Here is an 18,005-nt window from a genome sequence, read left to right as displayed (position 1 = left end):
ACCATGCTTAGAACTATATTGTTCTCTACGGCAATTTTATCTGTAGCCATTGTTCAGGCCCAGGATAAGCCTACTGCAAAATGGGATGTAAATAATCCTCCCGGTCCAACCAAAGAAATCAGTTTTACAGTTAATGAAGGAACATGGATGAACCTTGATGTATCTCCGGATGGACAGGAGATTGTGTTTGATTTATTGGGTGATATTTATACAATGCCCATTGGTGGTGGTACCGCAAAACTATTGCGTGGTGGTCATGCATTTGAAGTGCAGCCAAGATACAGTCCCGATGGAAGTAAAATCTTATATACTTCCGATGCAGGTGGTGGCGACAATATCTGGGTGATGCAACGTGATGGGAGTAATCCGGTACAAATTACAAAAGAGACATTTCGTTTGCTGAATAATGCAGCATGGATGCCTGGAGGTGAGTATATAATAGCACGTAAACATTTTACTTCTACCCGTTCATTGGGTGCGGGTGAAATGTGGATGTATCATATCAGTGGAGGAGCCGGGTTACAATTAACTGTTCGTAAAAATGATCAGCAGGATGTAAACGAACCAGTAGTATCTCCTGATGGCAGGTATGTATATTTCAGTGAGGATATGTATCCGGGTGGACAATTCCAATACAATAAAGATCCCAATAACCAGATTTTTGTTATACGAAGGCTTGACAGGGAAACTGGGCGTATTGATAATATAACCGGAGGCCCGGGTGGTGCCGTTCGTCCGCAATTATCACACGATGGTAAAACATTGGCATTTGTAAAACGTGTGCGTACCAAATCTGTTTTATACCTGCGGAAACTGGAAACCGGAGAAGAATGGCCTGTATATGATGATTTATCAAAAGATCAACAGGAAGCATGGTCCATTTTTGGTTTATACACCGGGTTTAACTGGATGCCAAATGACCAGGAAATTGTGATCTGGAGCAGAGGTAAAATTGTTCGTGTTAATATTAATGAAGCGAATAAATCAACCAATATTCCTTTCACTGTTCATGTGAAACAGAAAATTGTTGAAGCAGTTCGTTTTCAGCAAAACCTGAATCCTGAAACTTTCCAGGCCAATGTCATTCGTCATGCAGTTACTTCTCCCAATGGTAAATGGCTGGTGTTTAATGCTATTGGTTATTTATGGAAAAAAGAATTACCCAATGGTAAAGCCACACGTATCAGTAATGGAACCGATTTCGAATATGAACCTTCATTTTCACCTGACGGTAATTCTATCGTATATACCACCTGGAACGATGAAAACAGCGGTGCTATTTACAGTATTGGTTTAAACGGTGGAGCCGCGAGAAAAATTACTGCAGTAAAAGGTATCTATCGTCAACCCTCATTCTCACCTGATGGCAAATGGATAGTATTCCGCAAGGAAAATGGTAGTGATGCCATGGGGCCGGCTTTTACTGCTGTAACCGGTACTTTTATGATGCAGACAGATGGTACTGCGGAGAAACTGGTAACGCAGAGAGGCGATCAGCCGCGCTTTAACGGAAATGGTACCCGTATCTATTATACATTGGGAGGTGGAATGAACCGACAGTTTGCAAGCTGCGATTTATCCGGTAATGATGAACGTATTCATCTGAGAAGCACTTATGGCAGTCAGTTTACTGTATCTCCCGATGATAAATGGATATCATTTATAGATCTCCATGAAGTATATGTGGCCTCTTTCCCGTTAACCGGTAAAACAGTTGATATCAGCGCCAATACCAAAGATTTCCCTGTTCGTATTGTTTCAAAAGATGCAGGTATTAACCTGCATTGGTCGGCCAACAGTAAAACATTGTATTATACCCTGGGTAACCAGTATTTCAGCATACCGTTGCAAGACAGGTTCGGATTTGTAGCAAACAAACCTGAATCAGATTTTAAAGTGCCTGAAAAAGGAGTCGATATTCAGGTAGAGGTATCGACTGATAAACCAACTGGTATGATAGCTTTTACCAACGCCACTATTATTACCATGAAAGGGGATGAAATAATAACTGGTGGAACCATTCTGGTAGAAAATAATATCATCAAACAAATCGGAAAAGCTGCTGCAATAAAAATTCCAACTGGGACTAAAATCATTGATTGCAAGGGTAAAACTATTATGCCTGGTTTTATTGATGCGCATGCACACGGCAGTCATTTTCGCTCCGGCATGTCGCCGCAAAAACACTGGCCTTATTACACCAATCTGGCTTACGGTGTAACTGCGATGCACGATCCGTCTGCCAATAGTGAAATGGTTTTCGCGCAAAGTGAAATGGTGAAAGCCGGAGTGATGACCGGTCCACGTGTATTCTCAACAGGAACTATTTTATATGGTGCCGATGGCGATATGAAAGCTGTGGTGAATTCAATTGATGATGCCCGTAGTGCCTTGCGCAGAACAAAAGCGTTCGGAGCTTTCTCTGTAAAAAGTTATAACCAGCCACGTCGCGAACAGCGACAGATGATTATACAGGCAGCAAGAGAACTGGGTATGGAAGTGGTACCTGAAGGTGGTTCTTTCTTCTTTCATAATATGACGATGGTAATGGATGGCCATACTACCATTGAACACAATATTCCGGTAGCACCTTTGTATAGTGATGTAATCAATCTCTGGAAAGAATCTAAAACAGCATACACACCTACACTTATAGTAAACTATGCAGGTGTAAGTGGTGAGTACTACTGGTATCAGCATACCAATGTATGGGAGAAAGAAAGATTGCTTCGTTTTACACCCCGAACTGTAATTGATACGCGTAGCAGACACAGAACCATGTTGCCTGAGGAAGAGTATAAAAATGGGCATATACTTACTTCTGAAAGTGCAAAGAAATTAAATGATAATGGCGTAAATGTAAATATTGGGGCACATGGACAGATTCAGGGTATGGGTGTGCATTGGGAAATATGGATGATGCAACAGGGAGGTATGAGTAACCTGCAGGCTTTGAAAACAGCTACCATTAATCCTGCGCAAAGTCTTGGACTTGATAAATGGATTGGTTCGCTTGAAGCGGGTAAACTGGCCGATATGATTGTGCTGGATAAAAGTCCACTGGAAAGTATCCGAAATACCGAATCCGTTAAATACACAATGGTAAATGGAAGATTGTACGATGCTGATACCATGAATGAAGTAGGTAATGCAAATAAACCCCGAACTAAATTTTATTGGGAACAGATTAAAAATGCAGCTGCATTCAGTTTCCCATGGGCTACAGAAGCATCCATAGAAACAGAAACCTGTTCCTGTGGTAAACATTAATATTCAGTGATAATCAATTGAACATGAAAAAATTCACTTTATATTTAGTATGTATGCTTCTTGCATTTCTCGTCAAGGCTCAGTCCGGGCAGGAATTATTTTGGAGCGAACTAAAAAAACTCTGTGGTAAAACATTTGAAGGTAAAGTAGTAACAGCCCCGCCCAACGATACCGCATTTGCCAATAAAAAATTACAGATGCATGTAAGGGCTTGTGAAGAAGAGAGAATCAGAATCCCTTTTCATGTTGGTACAAATTATTCACGTACATGGGTACTGACGAAAACAACAGATCGTATTCTCTTAAAACACGATCACCGGCATGAAGACGGAAGTGCAGATAGGGTAACTATGTATGGCGGCTTATCAACCAATACCGGAACCAATACTATGCAAGTATTTCCTGCAGATCAGGAAACAGTGAACCTGTTACCAAGGGCTGCAAATAATGTCTGGTGGATCAGCATTGTGCCGGGTCAATCTTTTACGTATAACCTGAGGGGTATTGGTTCTGAAAGGCAATTCAGTATAGCCTTCGACCTGACAAAAGAAATACCATCTTCGCCTGCACCATGGGGATGGAAAGATTAAAAGAAAAGGTCTTGTTATTCAACAAGACCTTTTCTTTATAGTAATTCAATTTTGTAGTTGATCGGACAATGTTTTCCAAGCATTGCAGAAATGCCACAATATTTTTCGTGTGATAAACTCACGGCCCTGTTCAGTTTATCAATATTATCGGCAGATATATCGCAACGGTATACCATATCGATAAATTTAAAAACTTTTGGATGATCATCGGTTTGTTCGGCCGAAGCTTCGATTTCCAGTTTGGTGAAGGATACTTTCATTTTATGAAGAATATCCACTACATCAATACCACTGCAACCACATAAAGATCCCAATAACATTTTTTTGGGATTCATACCTGTACCAGAGCCACCATTCTCAACGGTTGTATCAATACGTACAGTCTGACCCGTATCGGCTGTAACATCAAATGCTAATGTCTGAACCCAGCTTGTTGTAACTTTCATTGTATTCTTTTTCTTTGAAAAATATTATCCGGTCTTGCGGACTTATTGACTTTCTGACTTTTTTTATTTATTCATTCTCGCTGCCACTACATCCCAGTTCACTACATTCCACCAGCTATTGATATAATCGGGTCTTCTGTTCTGGTATTTGAGGTAATATGCATGCTCCCACACATCCAGACCCAGTAAAGGTGTTCCCCAGGTTTCACTCACATCCATTAAAGGGTTATCCTGATTAGGTGATGATACAATAGCAAGTGCATTATCGCTGTTAATAATAAGCCATGCCCAGCCACTTCCAAAACGAGCTTTTGCTGCATCTGAAAATTGTGTTTTGAATGCGTCAAATGAACCGAAGGATTGAATGATGGAACTGGCCAGTTGGCCTGAAGGAGTAGCTGACCCTCCTGGTTTCATGGTTTGCCAGAACATTTCATGGTTAAAATGACCACCCGCATTATTCCGCATTTTTGGAGAATATTTCGAGATATTTCTTAAAACAGACTCCAATGTTTTACTCCCTGTATTAACGCCCTCCGCTGCACAGGCTTCTCCTAAACTTTTGGCATATGCTGCAGCATGTTTGCTATAATGTATTTCCATAGTGAGGGCATCAATCGATGGTTCAAGTGCATTATAGGTATAGGGTAATGCCTGTTGCTGAAATTCATTGGCTGCCATACCACTCGCACGTAATACAGCTGGTAAACTTGCAGCTAAACCAATAGCGAGTCCGGCTTTACCAGATGTTTTGACAAAATTGCGACGTGATGTTTGATGGGTCATAAAAAAGATTAAATGGTGAATAAACCTGTATCTCTTGCTTCTTTATCCTTGGTTCTTTCTAAAATTATTCCAAATCTTACGGAATCGTGTAAAAGTTCGGTAATAAAATTCCTGGTTGAAAAGTTGTGAATCGCTCATGGCTTTAAAAATAAGGAATGCACCGATTGGTATTAGTATCAGGGTAGATAACCACATTCCTTCCATGGGGGAGGCCTGACCCGAGCGTACAAATTTCTCACCAAATGTGTTGAAGAGGTGAAAGAGTACAAAGAAGATAATCGCAAACACCAATGGGGTGCCTAATCCTCCTTTTCTGATAATAGAACCCAGAGGGGCACCAATGAGGAATAAAACAATACAGGCAACAGAAAGCGTGAATTTCCGGTGCCATTCAATTTCATGGTAACGCAGCGATTTGTATTTGTCTTCATAATCGGAAGCCAGAAAACCCACATTGCCCTTGATACTGGTAATTTGTCCAAGTGTGCCGTCGATAATACTTTCACGTAAAGAGTCGGGTAATAAAGCGTCGAATGTTTTAGCCGTTTTAATGGATGCAGTATCTGTTTTTATCCAGCCTGTATCATTTGCATAACGGGCAAAACGTACATATGGAGTTATCTCAGTCCGGGCTTTTCTTGTATAGAACGTATCAATATGTTCCAATGAATCGATGGCGGAGTTCAGTTGTCTTAGGCTCAACATTTTTGGGTCATAAAATGCACTGTCGCCCGATTTGTTCATCTGGAAACTTTTCAGGTCAAATACTTTTTTATATTCTTTAAAACCTAACCTGATAAATTCTGTATTGGTAGTGCCCCTGGAACCTCTTTCTTCAAAACGCCAGCCATTCTTTAAAATAAACTCAAGGAATTTTTTATCAGGGGTAATGCGCATAATACCGGTCTGGGCCATCAGCATATTATCCTGAAGACCATAATTCTTTTCAAACAAAACGATATCATGTATTACACTGTCATTTTTTTCCTTTTTACCCAGCTTTATTACATAACCGTCCAGTTTATCATAAAAAACACCTTCTTTAATATCAATGGCAGGTTTAGAAACGATGATATCATATTTTAAAGCAGCCAGTTTTAATTGTGTAACAGGAATAATATTATTGGAGAAAAGAAAAGCAAGTCCGCTTAAAAAAATGGTGATGATAAATAGCGGCCGCATAAAACGTAACAATGGAATACCAGACGCTTTGATAGCTACGAGTTCAAAACTTTCGCCCAGGTTACCAAAAGTCATGATAGAAGAAAACAGCAAAGCGAGTGGTAAAGCCATCGGCACCCAGAATAACATGACCAGTCCTACCAATTTCATCACCGTAAAAAAATCAAGTCCCTTCCCAACCAGGTCATCAATGTACAACCAGAAAAACTGCATGGTAAGTACAAACAATGAAATAGCAAAAGCCGCCAGAAAGGGGCCAATAAAGGAGCGGATGATGAGTATGTCTAGTTTTTTGAGCATCGGCAGAGTGAGTAGTGAGTAGTGAGTAGTCAGTAGGGATGTGATAGATTACTCACTACTGACTACTCACTACTCACTATCTTTAATCCATGTTACCCGCAAAACTAACACTTTCGGAAGAGGAAAGATTATTGATGATGGATACCCGCTTTATTTTAACAAAGAATGCGGTACTGAAAAAAGCAGAGCTCTTATTTGGCGCTGTAAGCGAAACAATGCGGCAGAGAGTGGCGGAACTGGGCTTAAACGACTCCTCATTGTTTATACTGAGTCCCAAAATTGCAAGAGGCGAACAGTACCAGAATCTCCCATGGGTAATGCTGGATGACCCAAGGATTTTTACGAAAACCGGAACCTGCGCGATCCGCTGCTTTTTCTGGTGGGGTCATTATTGGACCATTACATTGCAACTGGCTGGTTCTTATCTTGATCAATACCGGGAGGCAGTGAAACAATTTGTAACAGAACAGTCAGTTGAAAAAGACTGGTATTTGTCTGTAGGTGACAATCAATGGCAACATGAACTCGAACCTGCGGAGTATGCTGCAGCACATTCAATCGATATATCGTACTGGCAAAACCATCGGCCCTTTCTCAAACTGGTAAAAAAAATCCCACTCACGATGGAGTGGGATGATATAATGCCATTACTGGAAAAAAATATTTTTTCGTTGCTGATGATCCTCAAAATGCATCAGGCACCCAGTCGGTGAAACAACTCTTTCACCTGGTATTCCCATAGCTGACTCTGATCTTTGATTTCATTTTTTTCTGCAAAATCCTTGATCAGTAAAATTGTCTGATTGGAGATTTCAGTTTTTTCAATGCGGAACTCAAAATATTCATTCTTTTCAGTGTGCAGCCAATGAAAGCGAATAAACTTATCCTGTTCCTGGTCTAGAATAGAAGCTTTGTCGGGTGTGCCACCATTCCATGAAAAACTGTAAACACCTTCCCATTCATCTACTTTATCTGCAAACCATTCCTGCAAACCTGCTGGCGTAGCCAGAAACTCAAAAAGGATGGCTGGGGAACATCTCACTGGAAACTCTAATGTAAATAACTGCTTTTTGCTCATTACTATCTCTTTAACTACCGTCAATCGTAAGGCTGCAATAATATTAAATAATCTATACCCTCCAAATGTTTTTTTAATGAAGGGCTGTGTTTTAAGGGGGCGATTTCTAAATAATGAATTGCCAAGACCATAAGTGCTTGTTTTTCAGTATGTTGTATCAAATGTTTTTTTTGATAGAATATGAAAAATGCTTAAATTGCTGTAAAGACAGGATCAGACGCCAGCGCAGGAGAGGAGGGAGCTTATCCCAGGTTATATCTAATTACCCTAACATACAACCAAAACTATTTCCACATGAGTATGCGTCAACTCAAAATCACGAAATCGATTACGAACCGTGAATCGCAGAGTCTTGAGAAATACCTGCAGGAAATCGGAAAAGTAGACCTCATCAATCCGGAAGAAGAAGTACAACTGGCTATGCGTATTCGCCAGGGCGATCAGCGTGCACTGGATCGTTTGGTGAAATCGAATCTACGTTTTGTGGTTTCCGTGGCCAAACAATACCAGAATCAGGGGCTTACTTTACCTGACCTGATTAATGAAGGAAACCTGGGTCTGATAAAAGCAGCTTTACGTTTTGATGAAACAAGGGGGTTTAAATTTATTTCATATGCCGTATGGTGGATCAGACAAAGTATCCTGCAAGCGCTGGCTGAACAAAGCCGTATTGTAAGACTTCCATTGAATAAAGTTGGACTTACCAACCGCATCAGCAAAGCCTATCAGTTGCTGGAACAGGAATTTGAGCGTGAACCCACGGCCCAGGAACTGGCCGATTTACTGGAACTGAGTATTGAAGAAGTATCGGCTACTATGAGTGTTGGCTTCCGTCACGTAAGTATGGATACGCCTTTATCGGATGGGGAAGATGGTACACTGATGGATGTAATGGAAAATCCAAATGCCGAAAAAACAGACGAAAACCTCGTGCATTATGAGTCGCTGCGTCTGGAAATTGAAAGAAGCCTGAAAACACTTACTGAAAGGCAGAAGGATGTGCTCTGCTTTTTCTTTGGAATTGGTGTAGATAATCCATTGAGCCTGGAAGATATAGGCGAACGTTTTAATCTTACCCGTGAAAGGGTTCGGCAAATAAAGGACAAGGCCATTACCAAGCTGAGAAGTACCAGCAGATGTAAGCACCTGAAAGTGTATCTGGGATAAAAAATCCGTACTATATTTGCATCGCATAAGTGAACCTCAGATTGGTTCACTTTTTTATTGGTGAATGACCAGAAATAGTGAATTATGTTTCAGAATCTCTCCGAAAGATTAGAGTCGGCTTTTAAAAACCTCAAAGGTGAATCGCGTATTAATGACCTTAATATTGCGAATACCGTAAAAGATATTCGTCGTGCCCTCATTGATGCCGATGTAAACTTTAAAATAGCCAAAGAGTTTACTGATAAGGTAAAAGACAAAGCAGTTGGTGAGAAAGTAATCAATGCCATCAGTCCTGGTCAACTCATGGTGAAAATTGTACAGGATGAGCTGACAGAGTTAATGGGCGGAACAGAAGCTGCTTTCAATATTACCGGTAACCCGGCTGTTATTCTGATTGCGGGTTTACAGGGTAGTGGTAAAACAACTTTTAGCGGAAAACTGGCCAATTACCTCAAGACCAAAAAAGGGAAATCGCCTTTACTGGTTGCAGCTGATATTTACAGACCTGCAGCGATTGATCAGTTAACCGTACTGGCAGAGCAGGTAGGTGTTGATATTTACAGTGAGCGTGAAAACAAAGATGCAGTAGCCATTGCCTTAAATGCCATTAAAGAAGCGAAAGCAAAAAACAAGAACGTAGTCATCATCGATACCGCCGGCCGACTGGCTATTGATGAAGTGATGATGAAAGAAGTAGCAGATATTAAAGCTGCTGTAAACCCTGCTGAGATACTTTTTGTAGTAGATTCCATGACCGGTCAGGATGCAGTAAACACTGCCAAAGCATTTAATGACCGACTCGATTTTTCCGGCGTGGTATTGACCAAACTGGATGGTGATACAAGAGGTGGTGCTGCTTTATCGATCAAATACACGGTAAACAAACCCATCAAGTTTGTAAGCAGCGGAGAGAAGTTAGATACACTTGATATTTTCTATCCCGAAAGGATGGCACAGCGTATCCTGGGTATGGGTGATATTACCACACTGGTAGAAAAGGCACAGGCTCAGTACGATGAGGTGCAGGCAAAAAAACTGGAGAAAAAAATTCGTAAAAACCAGTTCGATTTTCAGGATTTTCTGGATCAGTTGCAGCAGATCAAAAAAATGGGTAACCTGAAAGACCTGATGGGTATGATTCCGGGAGTGGGAAAAGCCATAAAGGATGTAGACATTAATGATGATGCATTCAAAGGTATTGAAGCCATGATTAGCTCTATGACACCTTTTGAAAGAGCCAATCCCGACAGCCTTACGCCCAGCCGTAAACAAAGAATTGCCAAAGGAAGCGGGAAGGATATCGCAGAAATAAATGCTTTTATGAAGCAGTTCGAACAAATGAAACAGATGATGAAGATGATGAATAATATGCCCATGGGTGGCAGGCTCCCGGGAATGCGCCGATAAATTGTTTGTTCGGTACAATATTTTTCATTCGGGCGGTGTCATAGCTTTGATTTAAGATCTTATGCGGCGACTGGTTTTCATATCCATCTTATTAAGTACACTCATCAGCCATTACCATGTAAATGGACAAGCTGCGATATTGGTATCAGCGGAAGGAAAATTCTATGACTTTGATATTGTAAACGGGGTATGCGTTACAAAAGAAAAAACCAGTTTTTGCAACCTGAATGTACCAGGGTTTTCAGTGGCTCAGTATAAAAACAAAGTCTATTACAATACCACCGGTGGTGAATTGTATGAAACCGATCTGGTGAATCCGGCACTTTGCAAACCTCTTTCGGTATTCACAGTAGGTAATGCCATGACTGCAGATAAAAACGGCACTTTATATTGGGTATTCGCAAATAGTTTATACCGCTTGCCTAATGGCTGGACGCAACCAGAAAATCTTGGAGCACTTCCTTTTACAGCAGCTGGCGATCTTATTTTTTACGGGGATAAATTACTAATGGCTGCAAATCCTAATGGAACAGTTAACAATTTCAGTCTGGTTGAAATAAATATTGCATCGCCGCCGGCAAGTAAAGTATATATGGAAACTCCCGGGTATAGTTTTTTTGGCATAATGAGTGTATCTATAGGATGTAATGACAACAAAGTATTTGCTATTTCGAGTAGCCTGGTAGGGCCAGGTAGCGATATTGTAGAAATAGATATAGCCAATAAAAAAATTGTCGGGATATTTTGTTCGGTCAATTTTCAAGTTTATGATGCAGCGAGTGCTACAGAAACAGGAGAAGTGAAGGGGATTAATATTAATTCTATTACCGTAAAGCCACAATGTGATGGCTTGGGGTTGGGTGAAATAGGCGTAGCTGCAACCAGTGCTACTGCAGCTGCCAAACTCTTTTTCTCTTACAATAATAATCCTTCTATAGAGTCAGGATTATTTCCCAATTTAACTTCTGGAAACTATGCCATTAAAGTAACAAGTTCTGATGGGTGTAGTAAAGACACTTTCGCTACCGTGCCATTTATTGAAAGATTACGGGTGAGTACGTTAACGCGCCCCGATACATGTGGAGCTTTAAATGGTGCAGTAGAGATCAACCCAATAAGCAATCATACCGGGTTTCGTTTTTCGCTTGAAAATGCAGCTTATGTGGCGGGTAATGTGTTCAACAATCTTGGCGCAGGCATTAAATCATTGAAAGTAATAGAAACCAATGGATGCGTGCTCGATACAAGTTTTGTAGTGGGCACTTTTCAGCCACCCATACCTGTTACATCTTTAAATATCAGCAGTGCAAACTGTTCAAATGCGGATGGAACAATTACCGTTAATTATACAACAGGAGCCAATATTCAGGGAGCAAGAATAAATGGAGGTATTGTTCAAAACTCCAATCAGTTTACCAACCTTTTAGCAGGTATGCATCAGATACAGATTATTACTGCCAGTTGTATTTACGATACAACGGTAACTGTACCGCTTCAAAGTACGCCAGCACCTGCAGTTTCCTATATAACCAATTCACCTGATTGTGGTGGAAAATCGAATGGGTCTTTGCAGATTAACCTTACCGGAACGGTTGCTCCATATACTTATAGCTTTAATAATTCACCCTATACGAATGAAACCAGCTATCGTAACCTGACTCCGGGAAATTATCCGGTGGCGGTAAAAGATGCACAGGGTTGCATATTTACAGGATCAGCAACCATTCAGCCCTATATAGCCAAACCGGTAAACGTACAATGGAATATGACTCCGGCAGACTGCTGGCAGGGTGGTGGTAAAATAACCGTTACTGTTACAGGTTCCGAAGCACCCTATTTTTATAGAATCAATAACCAGGCATACCAGGCAGGGCAACAGGCAACAGGTTTAACAGCAGGTAATTATATGGCTTTGATCAGGAATGGGAATAATTGTTTGATTGATTCTGTACAGGTAACCGTTACGGAACAAAATACGCCTGGAGTGGTTTGTGATACAGTCTATGTTCCAACCGGATTTACACCCAATGCAGACGGTAAAAATGATATATTAAAACCTACCGCCGGTTCTGGCATTAATAACTTCATTTTCAGGGTATATAACAGGATTGGACAGGTTATTTTCGAAACCCGGCAATCCCAGAAAGGCTGGAATGGCCGTTTTAAAGGACTGGATCAACCCCAGGGGGCTTATGTTTGGACCTTCTCCTATACCCTGCAGAATGGTCAGACAAAAGTGTTTCGGGGTACAACAGTGCTGATACGGTAACACTATCTTAACTTTTATGGTGAATATGGCTTTGGAATTATACCTGTAAACACTTATTTTTGCCGCCTGATTCACCCTATTTATTAACGCCTTTAAATTTCTATTTAACATGGCAGTAAAAATGAGATTACAGAGACACGGCAGCAAAAAACGCCCGTTCTACTTCATCGTAGTGGCCGATGGCCGTGCTCCAAGGGATGGTAAGTTCATCCAGAAGATCGGAACTTACAATCCGCTGACTGTTCCAGCAACTATCCAGTTAGACCGTCAAAAAGCCCTGGAGTGGTTGAACAAAGGTGCTCAACCCACCGATACAGTCCGCCGAATCCTCTCTTTCAAGGGAGTGTTGTACCTGAAACACCTGTTAAGAGGTGTGAAACTGGGTCTGTTTGATGATGCAACCGCTATGACTAAATTTCAGGCATGGCATAATGAGCATGAAGCAAATGTTACCCGTCGTAATGAAGAGCACAGAAGAACCCAGCGTGCAAAAAGAGCTTATACGCCAGTCGTAAGAAAGGTGGAAGCTAAAGCTGAAGAATCTGCTCCCGCTGAAGGAAGTACCGAAGCTTAATCACGATAAGTTCAACATATTCCTGAAAGCCCCGATAGCAATATCGGGGCTTTCTAATTATTGCAGGATGGCAGATCTCAGATGGCAGATCTCAGATTTATATATTATCAATATAAATCTGAGATCTGCCATCTGACATCCTCAAATTCCTATCTTATTTTTGCATTATGGAATCATACATTCACATCGGTCGTATTGTAGCTAGTTTTGGATTGAAGGGAGAAGTGATCGTGCAACATGCACTGGGAAAAAAGACGGCATTGAAAGAAGTGAAGGTCTTATTTGTCGAAGAACAGAAAGGCTCTTACCTGCCTTATTTTGTAGAGAGCTCTAAAGCAAAAGATGATGATGAAATGTATGTAAAGCTCGAGGGAGTAAATACCAAAGAATCTGCTGCAAGAATCAGTACCAGAAATGTATGGTTAAAAGATACAGATTTTCGTAAGCTCGCCGGTAAATCATCACCCATTTCATTATTGGGCTATACCGTTATTACCGATGAAGAAGAAAACCTCGGCCCGGTTGAAGAAGTAATTGAACAGCCACACCAGGTACTATTAAAACTCATGCTCGATGGTCATGAGGCATTGATACCCCTTCATGAAGAAACACTCGATGGGATTGATCATGATAAAAAAGAAATCCATGTAGTACTACCCGACGGTCTGCTGGATATCTATAGAGAAAGTTGATAGTAGATAGTTCGTGGTGCATAGACCATAGACCATGGACCATGGTCTATGGTCTATGGTCTATCTCACCAGCTTATTCAGATCAAATTCAATAATACTTGTTCCGGTTACTACGTTGGCTACTTTTAATGCTCTTTCGGCCTGTAGTATATGTCTGTATTGATGTGCAATATAGAACAGGAAAGTATCTCCCAGTTTTAGTTTAACCAATTTTGAAATGGAAATAGCGCAAGTGGCTTTATTAAGGTCTATGCTTTGTGCGGCATCAAGTAATTGCAATAATTGCTCCTGCTGCTCTATAAATTCAGCAATTACTTTATAACTATCTGCGTTGCTGGTTGGATAATGATCTTTGGGTGATGACATTTTTTTGCCAACAGATCCGTCTTTAACAGGCATCATCAGTTTTGTAAAATAATTACCCAGCCATCCTGATTTAAAATGTGTAGCAGGCTCCCAGCTTTTTGCTTTTGCCTTGTTGATGGCTTTTTCCATTTCAGGTAAATAAAAACGACCATAACTGTTCAGGTGCTCGATACATTGGGTAGCACTCCATTTTTCAGGCGATGCTTTATAACCAAACTGGCTATGCCTGAGTAACTGCCACTCACTGATGGCTTTATTTAAAAATGATTCTGTTTGTTCCTGTAACTCGCTCAGGAGTTTGTTTGATAAGTAAATAGGCATTTTGCTTTGATTTTGTTACAGCAAAGCTGCGACAGCACGTTTATTAAAATCTTGGTCTGTACCAAGATTTTAGTGAGTAGTGAATAGTCAGTAGTGAGTAAGAGGTAAAGATTAATTACTCACTACTGACTACTCACTACTCACTATTCATATCCTCACTTTCCCAAGCAGCTTACTAAACGTTGTTGCATCGATACCGAGGTAAGAGGCAAGGTATTTATGTGGTATGAGCCGGAGTACATGCGGACTTCTTTTGAGTAATACTTTAAATTTTTCTTCAGCAGAAAAACATTGTAATTCAATCTGTCGCTCCAATACACCTGCCAGCGAAAAGCTGGTTGCTTTTCGAATCAGGGTTTCAAAATTGTGGTAACGTATCATCAGCTCATTTACCTGCTGGTAAGTAGTTCTTATAAATTCACTTTTAGTAAGCGCTTCAAGAAAGAACCTGGAAGGGGTTTGTGTTAGAAAAGAATCGGCCACCCCGGAGAAGGAAAAAGGATAAGTAAATACAATGGTGGCTTCTCTTTCATCATCACCGGTATAATAAGCACGCTGTACACCTTCAGTTACAAAATAAAGGTAGCGTTCTGTTTCACCCTGTTTGGTGAGTATGGTTTTTCTTTTAGCTGAAAAAGACTGCCAGCAGGCAGAAAAATCAGTCCATTCATCCTCCTGTAAAGGGTGAATCTTATGACAAAATTGTTTCAGTTCTGCTAAAGCATTTGTATCGGTGTTCAAAACGGCTATTGATTTAATACCCAATTTACGGCTGTTTCCAATACCTTATCTTTTTTCAGCTTAAGGTCTGTATCAGTGGGGCGAACAATGACATCAGGTATAACCGCACCAAAATCTTTTTCATCTTTATTGGCCCTCGTAAACATTTTTGTAGAGCCCCGGGCAATAATATAGCTGTTGGGTAACATAAAATTGAACATCTCACCAAAATCGTTTGGCGACTCACCTGTGGGTTCTCCAAAAGTTTTAGCCAGTTCATAACTCACTACACCATCAGCCAGCATATTGGCACTGGAGAAAGTGCCGGTGCCTATCAGAAAAGCCACTTTGCCTGAAAAGAAAGGTTCTTTAACTGCTGGCTTTTTCAATTCCTTATTAAGGTAGACATAGGTGTCGCCGTCTTTCTGATTCATATAAAAACGATTATCGGCTTCGTTATAATTAGCCTGACTTTTCAGGAAGGTTTTATAAGCGGCACTTATTTTCCATTTCATACCTCCGGCAAAAATGTAGGGTTTACGGTTAAAATAACGAAGCAATAATTCCCCTAACTGCGAATCGCCACCACCATTTTCACGCAGATCGATGATTAATCCTTTTGCATTGCTGTCATTCAAACGCGTAAATGTTTCGTCGAGAAATTTTTCAAAAGGCTCCGACCTCTCATTGCGCATGCTTCTGTAATTCAGGTAGCCGATTTGTGCTGATAAAAAACGAAATTCATAAGGTTTATTACCCTGGCTGTTCATCTTTGCTGTTAACACACGATTAATACTGTCGGCCTGAGAACGAGGAAAGCCGGTAACGCTGAAACTGCGCTGCTCACCGTTTTCTTTGATGGCTTCAATGTGGAATGGACTATGTACCCCATCCAGAAACAAAAGCTTGCGGCTGTAAAAAGCAACCTGCTCATGTTTCCAGGTGTCAAGACCTCCAAATAACCGCAGATAACGTTTATTCAGCTCTTCAATTGAAATGCCATTGATGCTTGTGATGCGATCGTTCATGTCGAGTTGCTGCGCAGCACTTAGGTCATATGAAATACGCCAGGACTCTTTTTCCACTTTCCGGATCATAAAAGGGAAACGTAAACTGTTATTATACAAACTATCGGTAATACGACTACTAACGAGCCCCAGGTGTCCCTCATTTAAAGCTGCGCTCAGGCGGCTGAATAAAAAAACGGTTTCGGTATGGTTGAGGCTATCTGTATGATTGCTCAGTAAGTCGTTCGACAATGATAATAACTGATTTTTACTGATGGTATGATAGAGGTTTACATGAGAAGCTTCCATGGTTTCTATCCAGAAACGAATATCTTCCCGAACCTGGTTTATCGCGATTCTTTTCGCATAAAAATCTACAGGATGCTTTTGCTCAAAGGCGATGCTTTGTTGTGCGGAAGCAGTAATGGTTAAGATCGACAGCAAAAAGGAAAAAACAATTTTCATCAAGGGTGTTTTGTGGTCAAACGTACAAACATGCGGTGGAGTTACAATCACATAAACGGGGGATTGTTTCCGGGATAAGCGGGCTTAAATTTTTATCTTAGCTGTATAGATGCCATCACCACAACGTTATATTGCCCATTTTGATCTCGATTCATTCTTTGTAAGTGTAGAGATGATTAACGATCCTTCATTAAAAGGCAAAGCTGTTATTGTTGGAGGCTCAAGAGACAGGGGAGTGGTTACCACCTGTAGCTATGAGGCCCGGAAATTTGGCGTAAAAAGTGCCATGCCCATGAAAACGGCCATGCGTTTATGTCCGCATGCCATACTGGTTCGTGGTACAAGGGGTGAGTACAGTCGCTATTCACGTTGGGTAACAGAAATAATTGCGGCAAAAGCACCGTTATTTGAAAAAGCATCCATTGATGAATTTTATATTGACCTGACGGGGATGGATCGATTTTTTGATCCCTACCAATGGACCATCGACCTGCGAACAGAAATTATTGAAAAAACACAGTTGCCTATTTCCTTCGGTTTAGCTACCAATAAAATGGTAGCCAAAATTGCAACCGATGAAGCAAAGCCCAATGGTTACCTGTTTATAAAACCGGGTATGGAAAAGGCTTTTCTTGCGCCCCTGCCCGTGAATAAATTTTCAGGTGTAGGTGAAAACACTTTTAAAACCTTACAGGCAATGGGTATTCATACCATTCGCGATGTAAGTGAAACTGCAATCGAAGTGCTTGAGAAAAAACTGGGCAAATGGGGTTCGGATCTTTGGTATAAATCGCAGGGCCTGCATAATGGAGAAGTACATGCTTACCATGAGGCAAAATCTATTTCCACTGAAAATACTTTTGAAGAAAATAAGACCGATGTTGATTTTCTCTTGAGTGAATTGGTTCGAATGACAGAAAAAGTGGCGTATGAATTGCGCCGCGATGAAAAATTAACGGGCTGTATAGCTGTGAAAATCCGGTATCCCGATTTTGAAACCACATCCAAACAAACCACTATTGATTATACATTAAGGGATGACGAACTGATACCTGTAGCGATAGATCTTTTTCATAAACTTTATCGAAAAGGTCAGCCTGTTCGATTATTGGGTGTACGCCTCTCTGAGCTTACCAATCATGCCGTACAAGGAAGCCTGTTTGATGATGCCGAAAAGAAGAATGAACTCTATAAAGCCATTGATGATGTAAAGAATAAATTCGGTAAATCACTACTGCAGAAAGCAAGAACGGTAAAAGGGAAGAAGTAACGGGGAAGGGATGAAGGAAGACAGGCAAGAAAATATTAGCTACGCATGGTGAATCAGGTAGACTTGCGAGATGAAATATGATGTATCTTACTAGA

The 18,005-nt window shown here is 40.8% G+C and carries 16 protein-coding genes; 9 read left to right on the top strand and 7 right to left on the bottom strand.

From position 1 onward, the window contains the following. Nucleotides 1-3: 3 nt before the first annotated feature. Together KXJ59_RS12380 and KXJ59_RS12375 are read left to right on the top strand one after the other, a co-directional pair. Nucleotides 4-3,270 carry an amidohydrolase family protein gene (locus KXJ59_RS12380; protein ID WP_295205033.1) on the top strand — a complete coding sequence of 1,089 codons (3,267 nt, stop codon included), beginning with the start codon at nucleotides 4-6 and terminating at the stop codon, nucleotides 3,268-3,270. Nucleotides 3,271-3,323: 53 nt separating this feature from the next. Continuing rightward, entirely contained in the window at nucleotides 3,324-3,860 is a 537-nt protein-coding gene (locus KXJ59_RS12375; protein ID WP_295205031.1) for a hypothetical protein, read from the top strand. Nucleotides 3,861-3,895: 35 nt separating this feature from the next. On the opposite strand, the gene KXJ59_RS12370 is transcribed toward KXJ59_RS12375, so the two are convergent. The 3 genes from KXJ59_RS12370 to KXJ59_RS12360 form a co-directional block, all read right to left on the bottom strand. Further along, nucleotides 3,896-4,306, bottom strand: a complete 411-nt coding sequence (locus KXJ59_RS12370; protein WP_295205030.1) for an OsmC family protein — start codon at nucleotides 4,304-4,306, stop codon at nucleotides 3,896-3,898. 63 nt (nucleotides 4,307-4,369) lie between these two features. Beyond that, nucleotides 4,370-4,987 (bottom strand): superoxide dismutase, encoded by a 618-nt coding sequence (locus tag KXJ59_RS12365; protein WP_295206247.1) that lies wholly within the window; start codon nucleotides 4,985-4,987, stop codon nucleotides 4,370-4,372. A gap of 147 nt (nucleotides 4,988-5,134) precedes the next feature. Further along, a complete protein-coding gene (locus KXJ59_RS12360) occupies nucleotides 5,135-6,574 on the bottom strand; it encodes an LptF/LptG family permease (RefSeq protein ID WP_295205028.1) in 1,440 nt (479 codons plus the stop codon). A gap of 89 nt (nucleotides 6,575-6,663) precedes the next feature. Between KXJ59_RS12360 and KXJ59_RS12355 the strand changes: the two genes are divergently transcribed. Further along, complete coding sequence (locus KXJ59_RS12355; protein WP_295205026.1) at nucleotides 6,664-7,287, top strand: hypothetical protein; 624 nt, start codon at nucleotides 6,664-6,666, stop codon at nucleotides 7,285-7,287. Here the strand turns inward: KXJ59_RS12355 and KXJ59_RS12350 are convergent. Further along, entirely contained in the window at nucleotides 7,269-7,652 is a 384-nt protein-coding gene (locus tag KXJ59_RS12350) for an START-like domain-containing protein (protein WP_295205025.1), read from the bottom strand. The genes KXJ59_RS12355 and KXJ59_RS12350 overlap by 19 nt on opposite strands. Before the next feature lie 294 nt (nucleotides 7,653-7,946). Between KXJ59_RS12350 and KXJ59_RS12345 the strand changes: the two genes are divergently transcribed. The 5 genes from KXJ59_RS12345 to rimM all read left to right on the top strand — a co-directional run bounded on the left by KXJ59_RS12345 (nucleotide 7,947) and on the right by rimM (nucleotide 13,761). After that, nucleotides 7,947-8,819: an RNA polymerase sigma factor RpoD/SigA gene (locus KXJ59_RS12345; protein ID WP_363266103.1), complete on the top strand. Its 873-nt coding sequence runs from the start codon at nucleotides 7,947-7,949 to the stop codon at nucleotides 8,817-8,819. A gap of 84 nt (nucleotides 8,820-8,903) precedes the next feature. Beyond that, complete coding sequence (gene ffh / locus KXJ59_RS12340; RefSeq protein ID WP_295205023.1) at nucleotides 8,904-10,226, top strand: signal recognition particle protein; 1,323 nt, start codon at nucleotides 8,904-8,906, stop codon at nucleotides 10,224-10,226. 61 nt (nucleotides 10,227-10,287) lie between these two features. Next, nucleotides 10,288-12,495 (top strand): gliding motility-associated C-terminal domain-containing protein, encoded by a 2,208-nt coding sequence (locus tag KXJ59_RS12335; protein WP_295205021.1) that lies wholly within the window; start codon nucleotides 10,288-10,290, stop codon nucleotides 12,493-12,495. Between the two features lie 121 nt (nucleotides 12,496-12,616). After that, nucleotides 12,617-13,069, top strand: a complete 453-nt coding sequence (rpsP, locus tag KXJ59_RS12330) for a 30S ribosomal protein S16 (RefSeq protein ID WP_295205020.1) — start codon at nucleotides 12,617-12,619, stop codon at nucleotides 13,067-13,069. Nucleotides 13,070-13,236: 167 nt separating this feature from the next. Beyond that, nucleotides 13,237-13,761: a ribosome maturation factor RimM gene (gene rimM / locus KXJ59_RS12325; protein ID WP_295205019.1), complete on the top strand. Its 525-nt coding sequence runs from the start codon at nucleotides 13,237-13,239 to the stop codon at nucleotides 13,759-13,761. A gap of 60 nt (nucleotides 13,762-13,821) precedes the next feature. Here the strand turns inward: rimM and KXJ59_RS12320 are convergent, their stop codons facing one another. From KXJ59_RS12320 to KXJ59_RS12310, 3 genes are all read right to left on the bottom strand, one after another. Then, a complete protein-coding gene (locus KXJ59_RS12320) occupies nucleotides 13,822-14,448 on the bottom strand; it encodes a DinB family protein (protein WP_295205017.1) in 627 nt (208 codons plus the stop codon). 147 nt (nucleotides 14,449-14,595) lie between these two features. Next, complete coding sequence (locus KXJ59_RS12315) at nucleotides 14,596-15,189, bottom strand: Crp/Fnr family transcriptional regulator (protein WP_295205015.1); 594 nt, start codon at nucleotides 15,187-15,189, stop codon at nucleotides 14,596-14,598. A gap of 5 nt (nucleotides 15,190-15,194) precedes the next feature. Further along, a complete protein-coding gene (locus tag KXJ59_RS12310; protein WP_295205014.1) occupies nucleotides 15,195-16,640 on the bottom strand; it encodes a S41 family peptidase in 1,446 nt (481 codons plus the stop codon). Between the two features lie 109 nt (nucleotides 16,641-16,749). Between KXJ59_RS12310 and dinB the strand changes: the two genes are divergently transcribed. Beyond that, the gene (dinB, locus tag KXJ59_RS12305) at nucleotides 16,750-17,910 is read left to right on the top strand and encodes a DNA polymerase IV (protein ID WP_295205013.1); all 1,161 of its coding nucleotides are present in this window, start codon (nucleotides 16,750-16,752) and stop codon (nucleotides 17,908-17,910) included. The last annotated feature ends 95 nt before the right edge of the window (nucleotides 17,911-18,005 follow it).

This window comes from Sediminibacterium sp. (assembly GCF_019264485.1).
Taxonomy (GTDB): domain Bacteria; phylum Bacteroidota; class Bacteroidia; order Chitinophagales; family Chitinophagaceae; genus Sediminibacterium.
The sequence above is the reverse complement of the archived record's forward strand: the minus strand, read 5'-3'. Positions and strand labels throughout refer to the sequence as shown.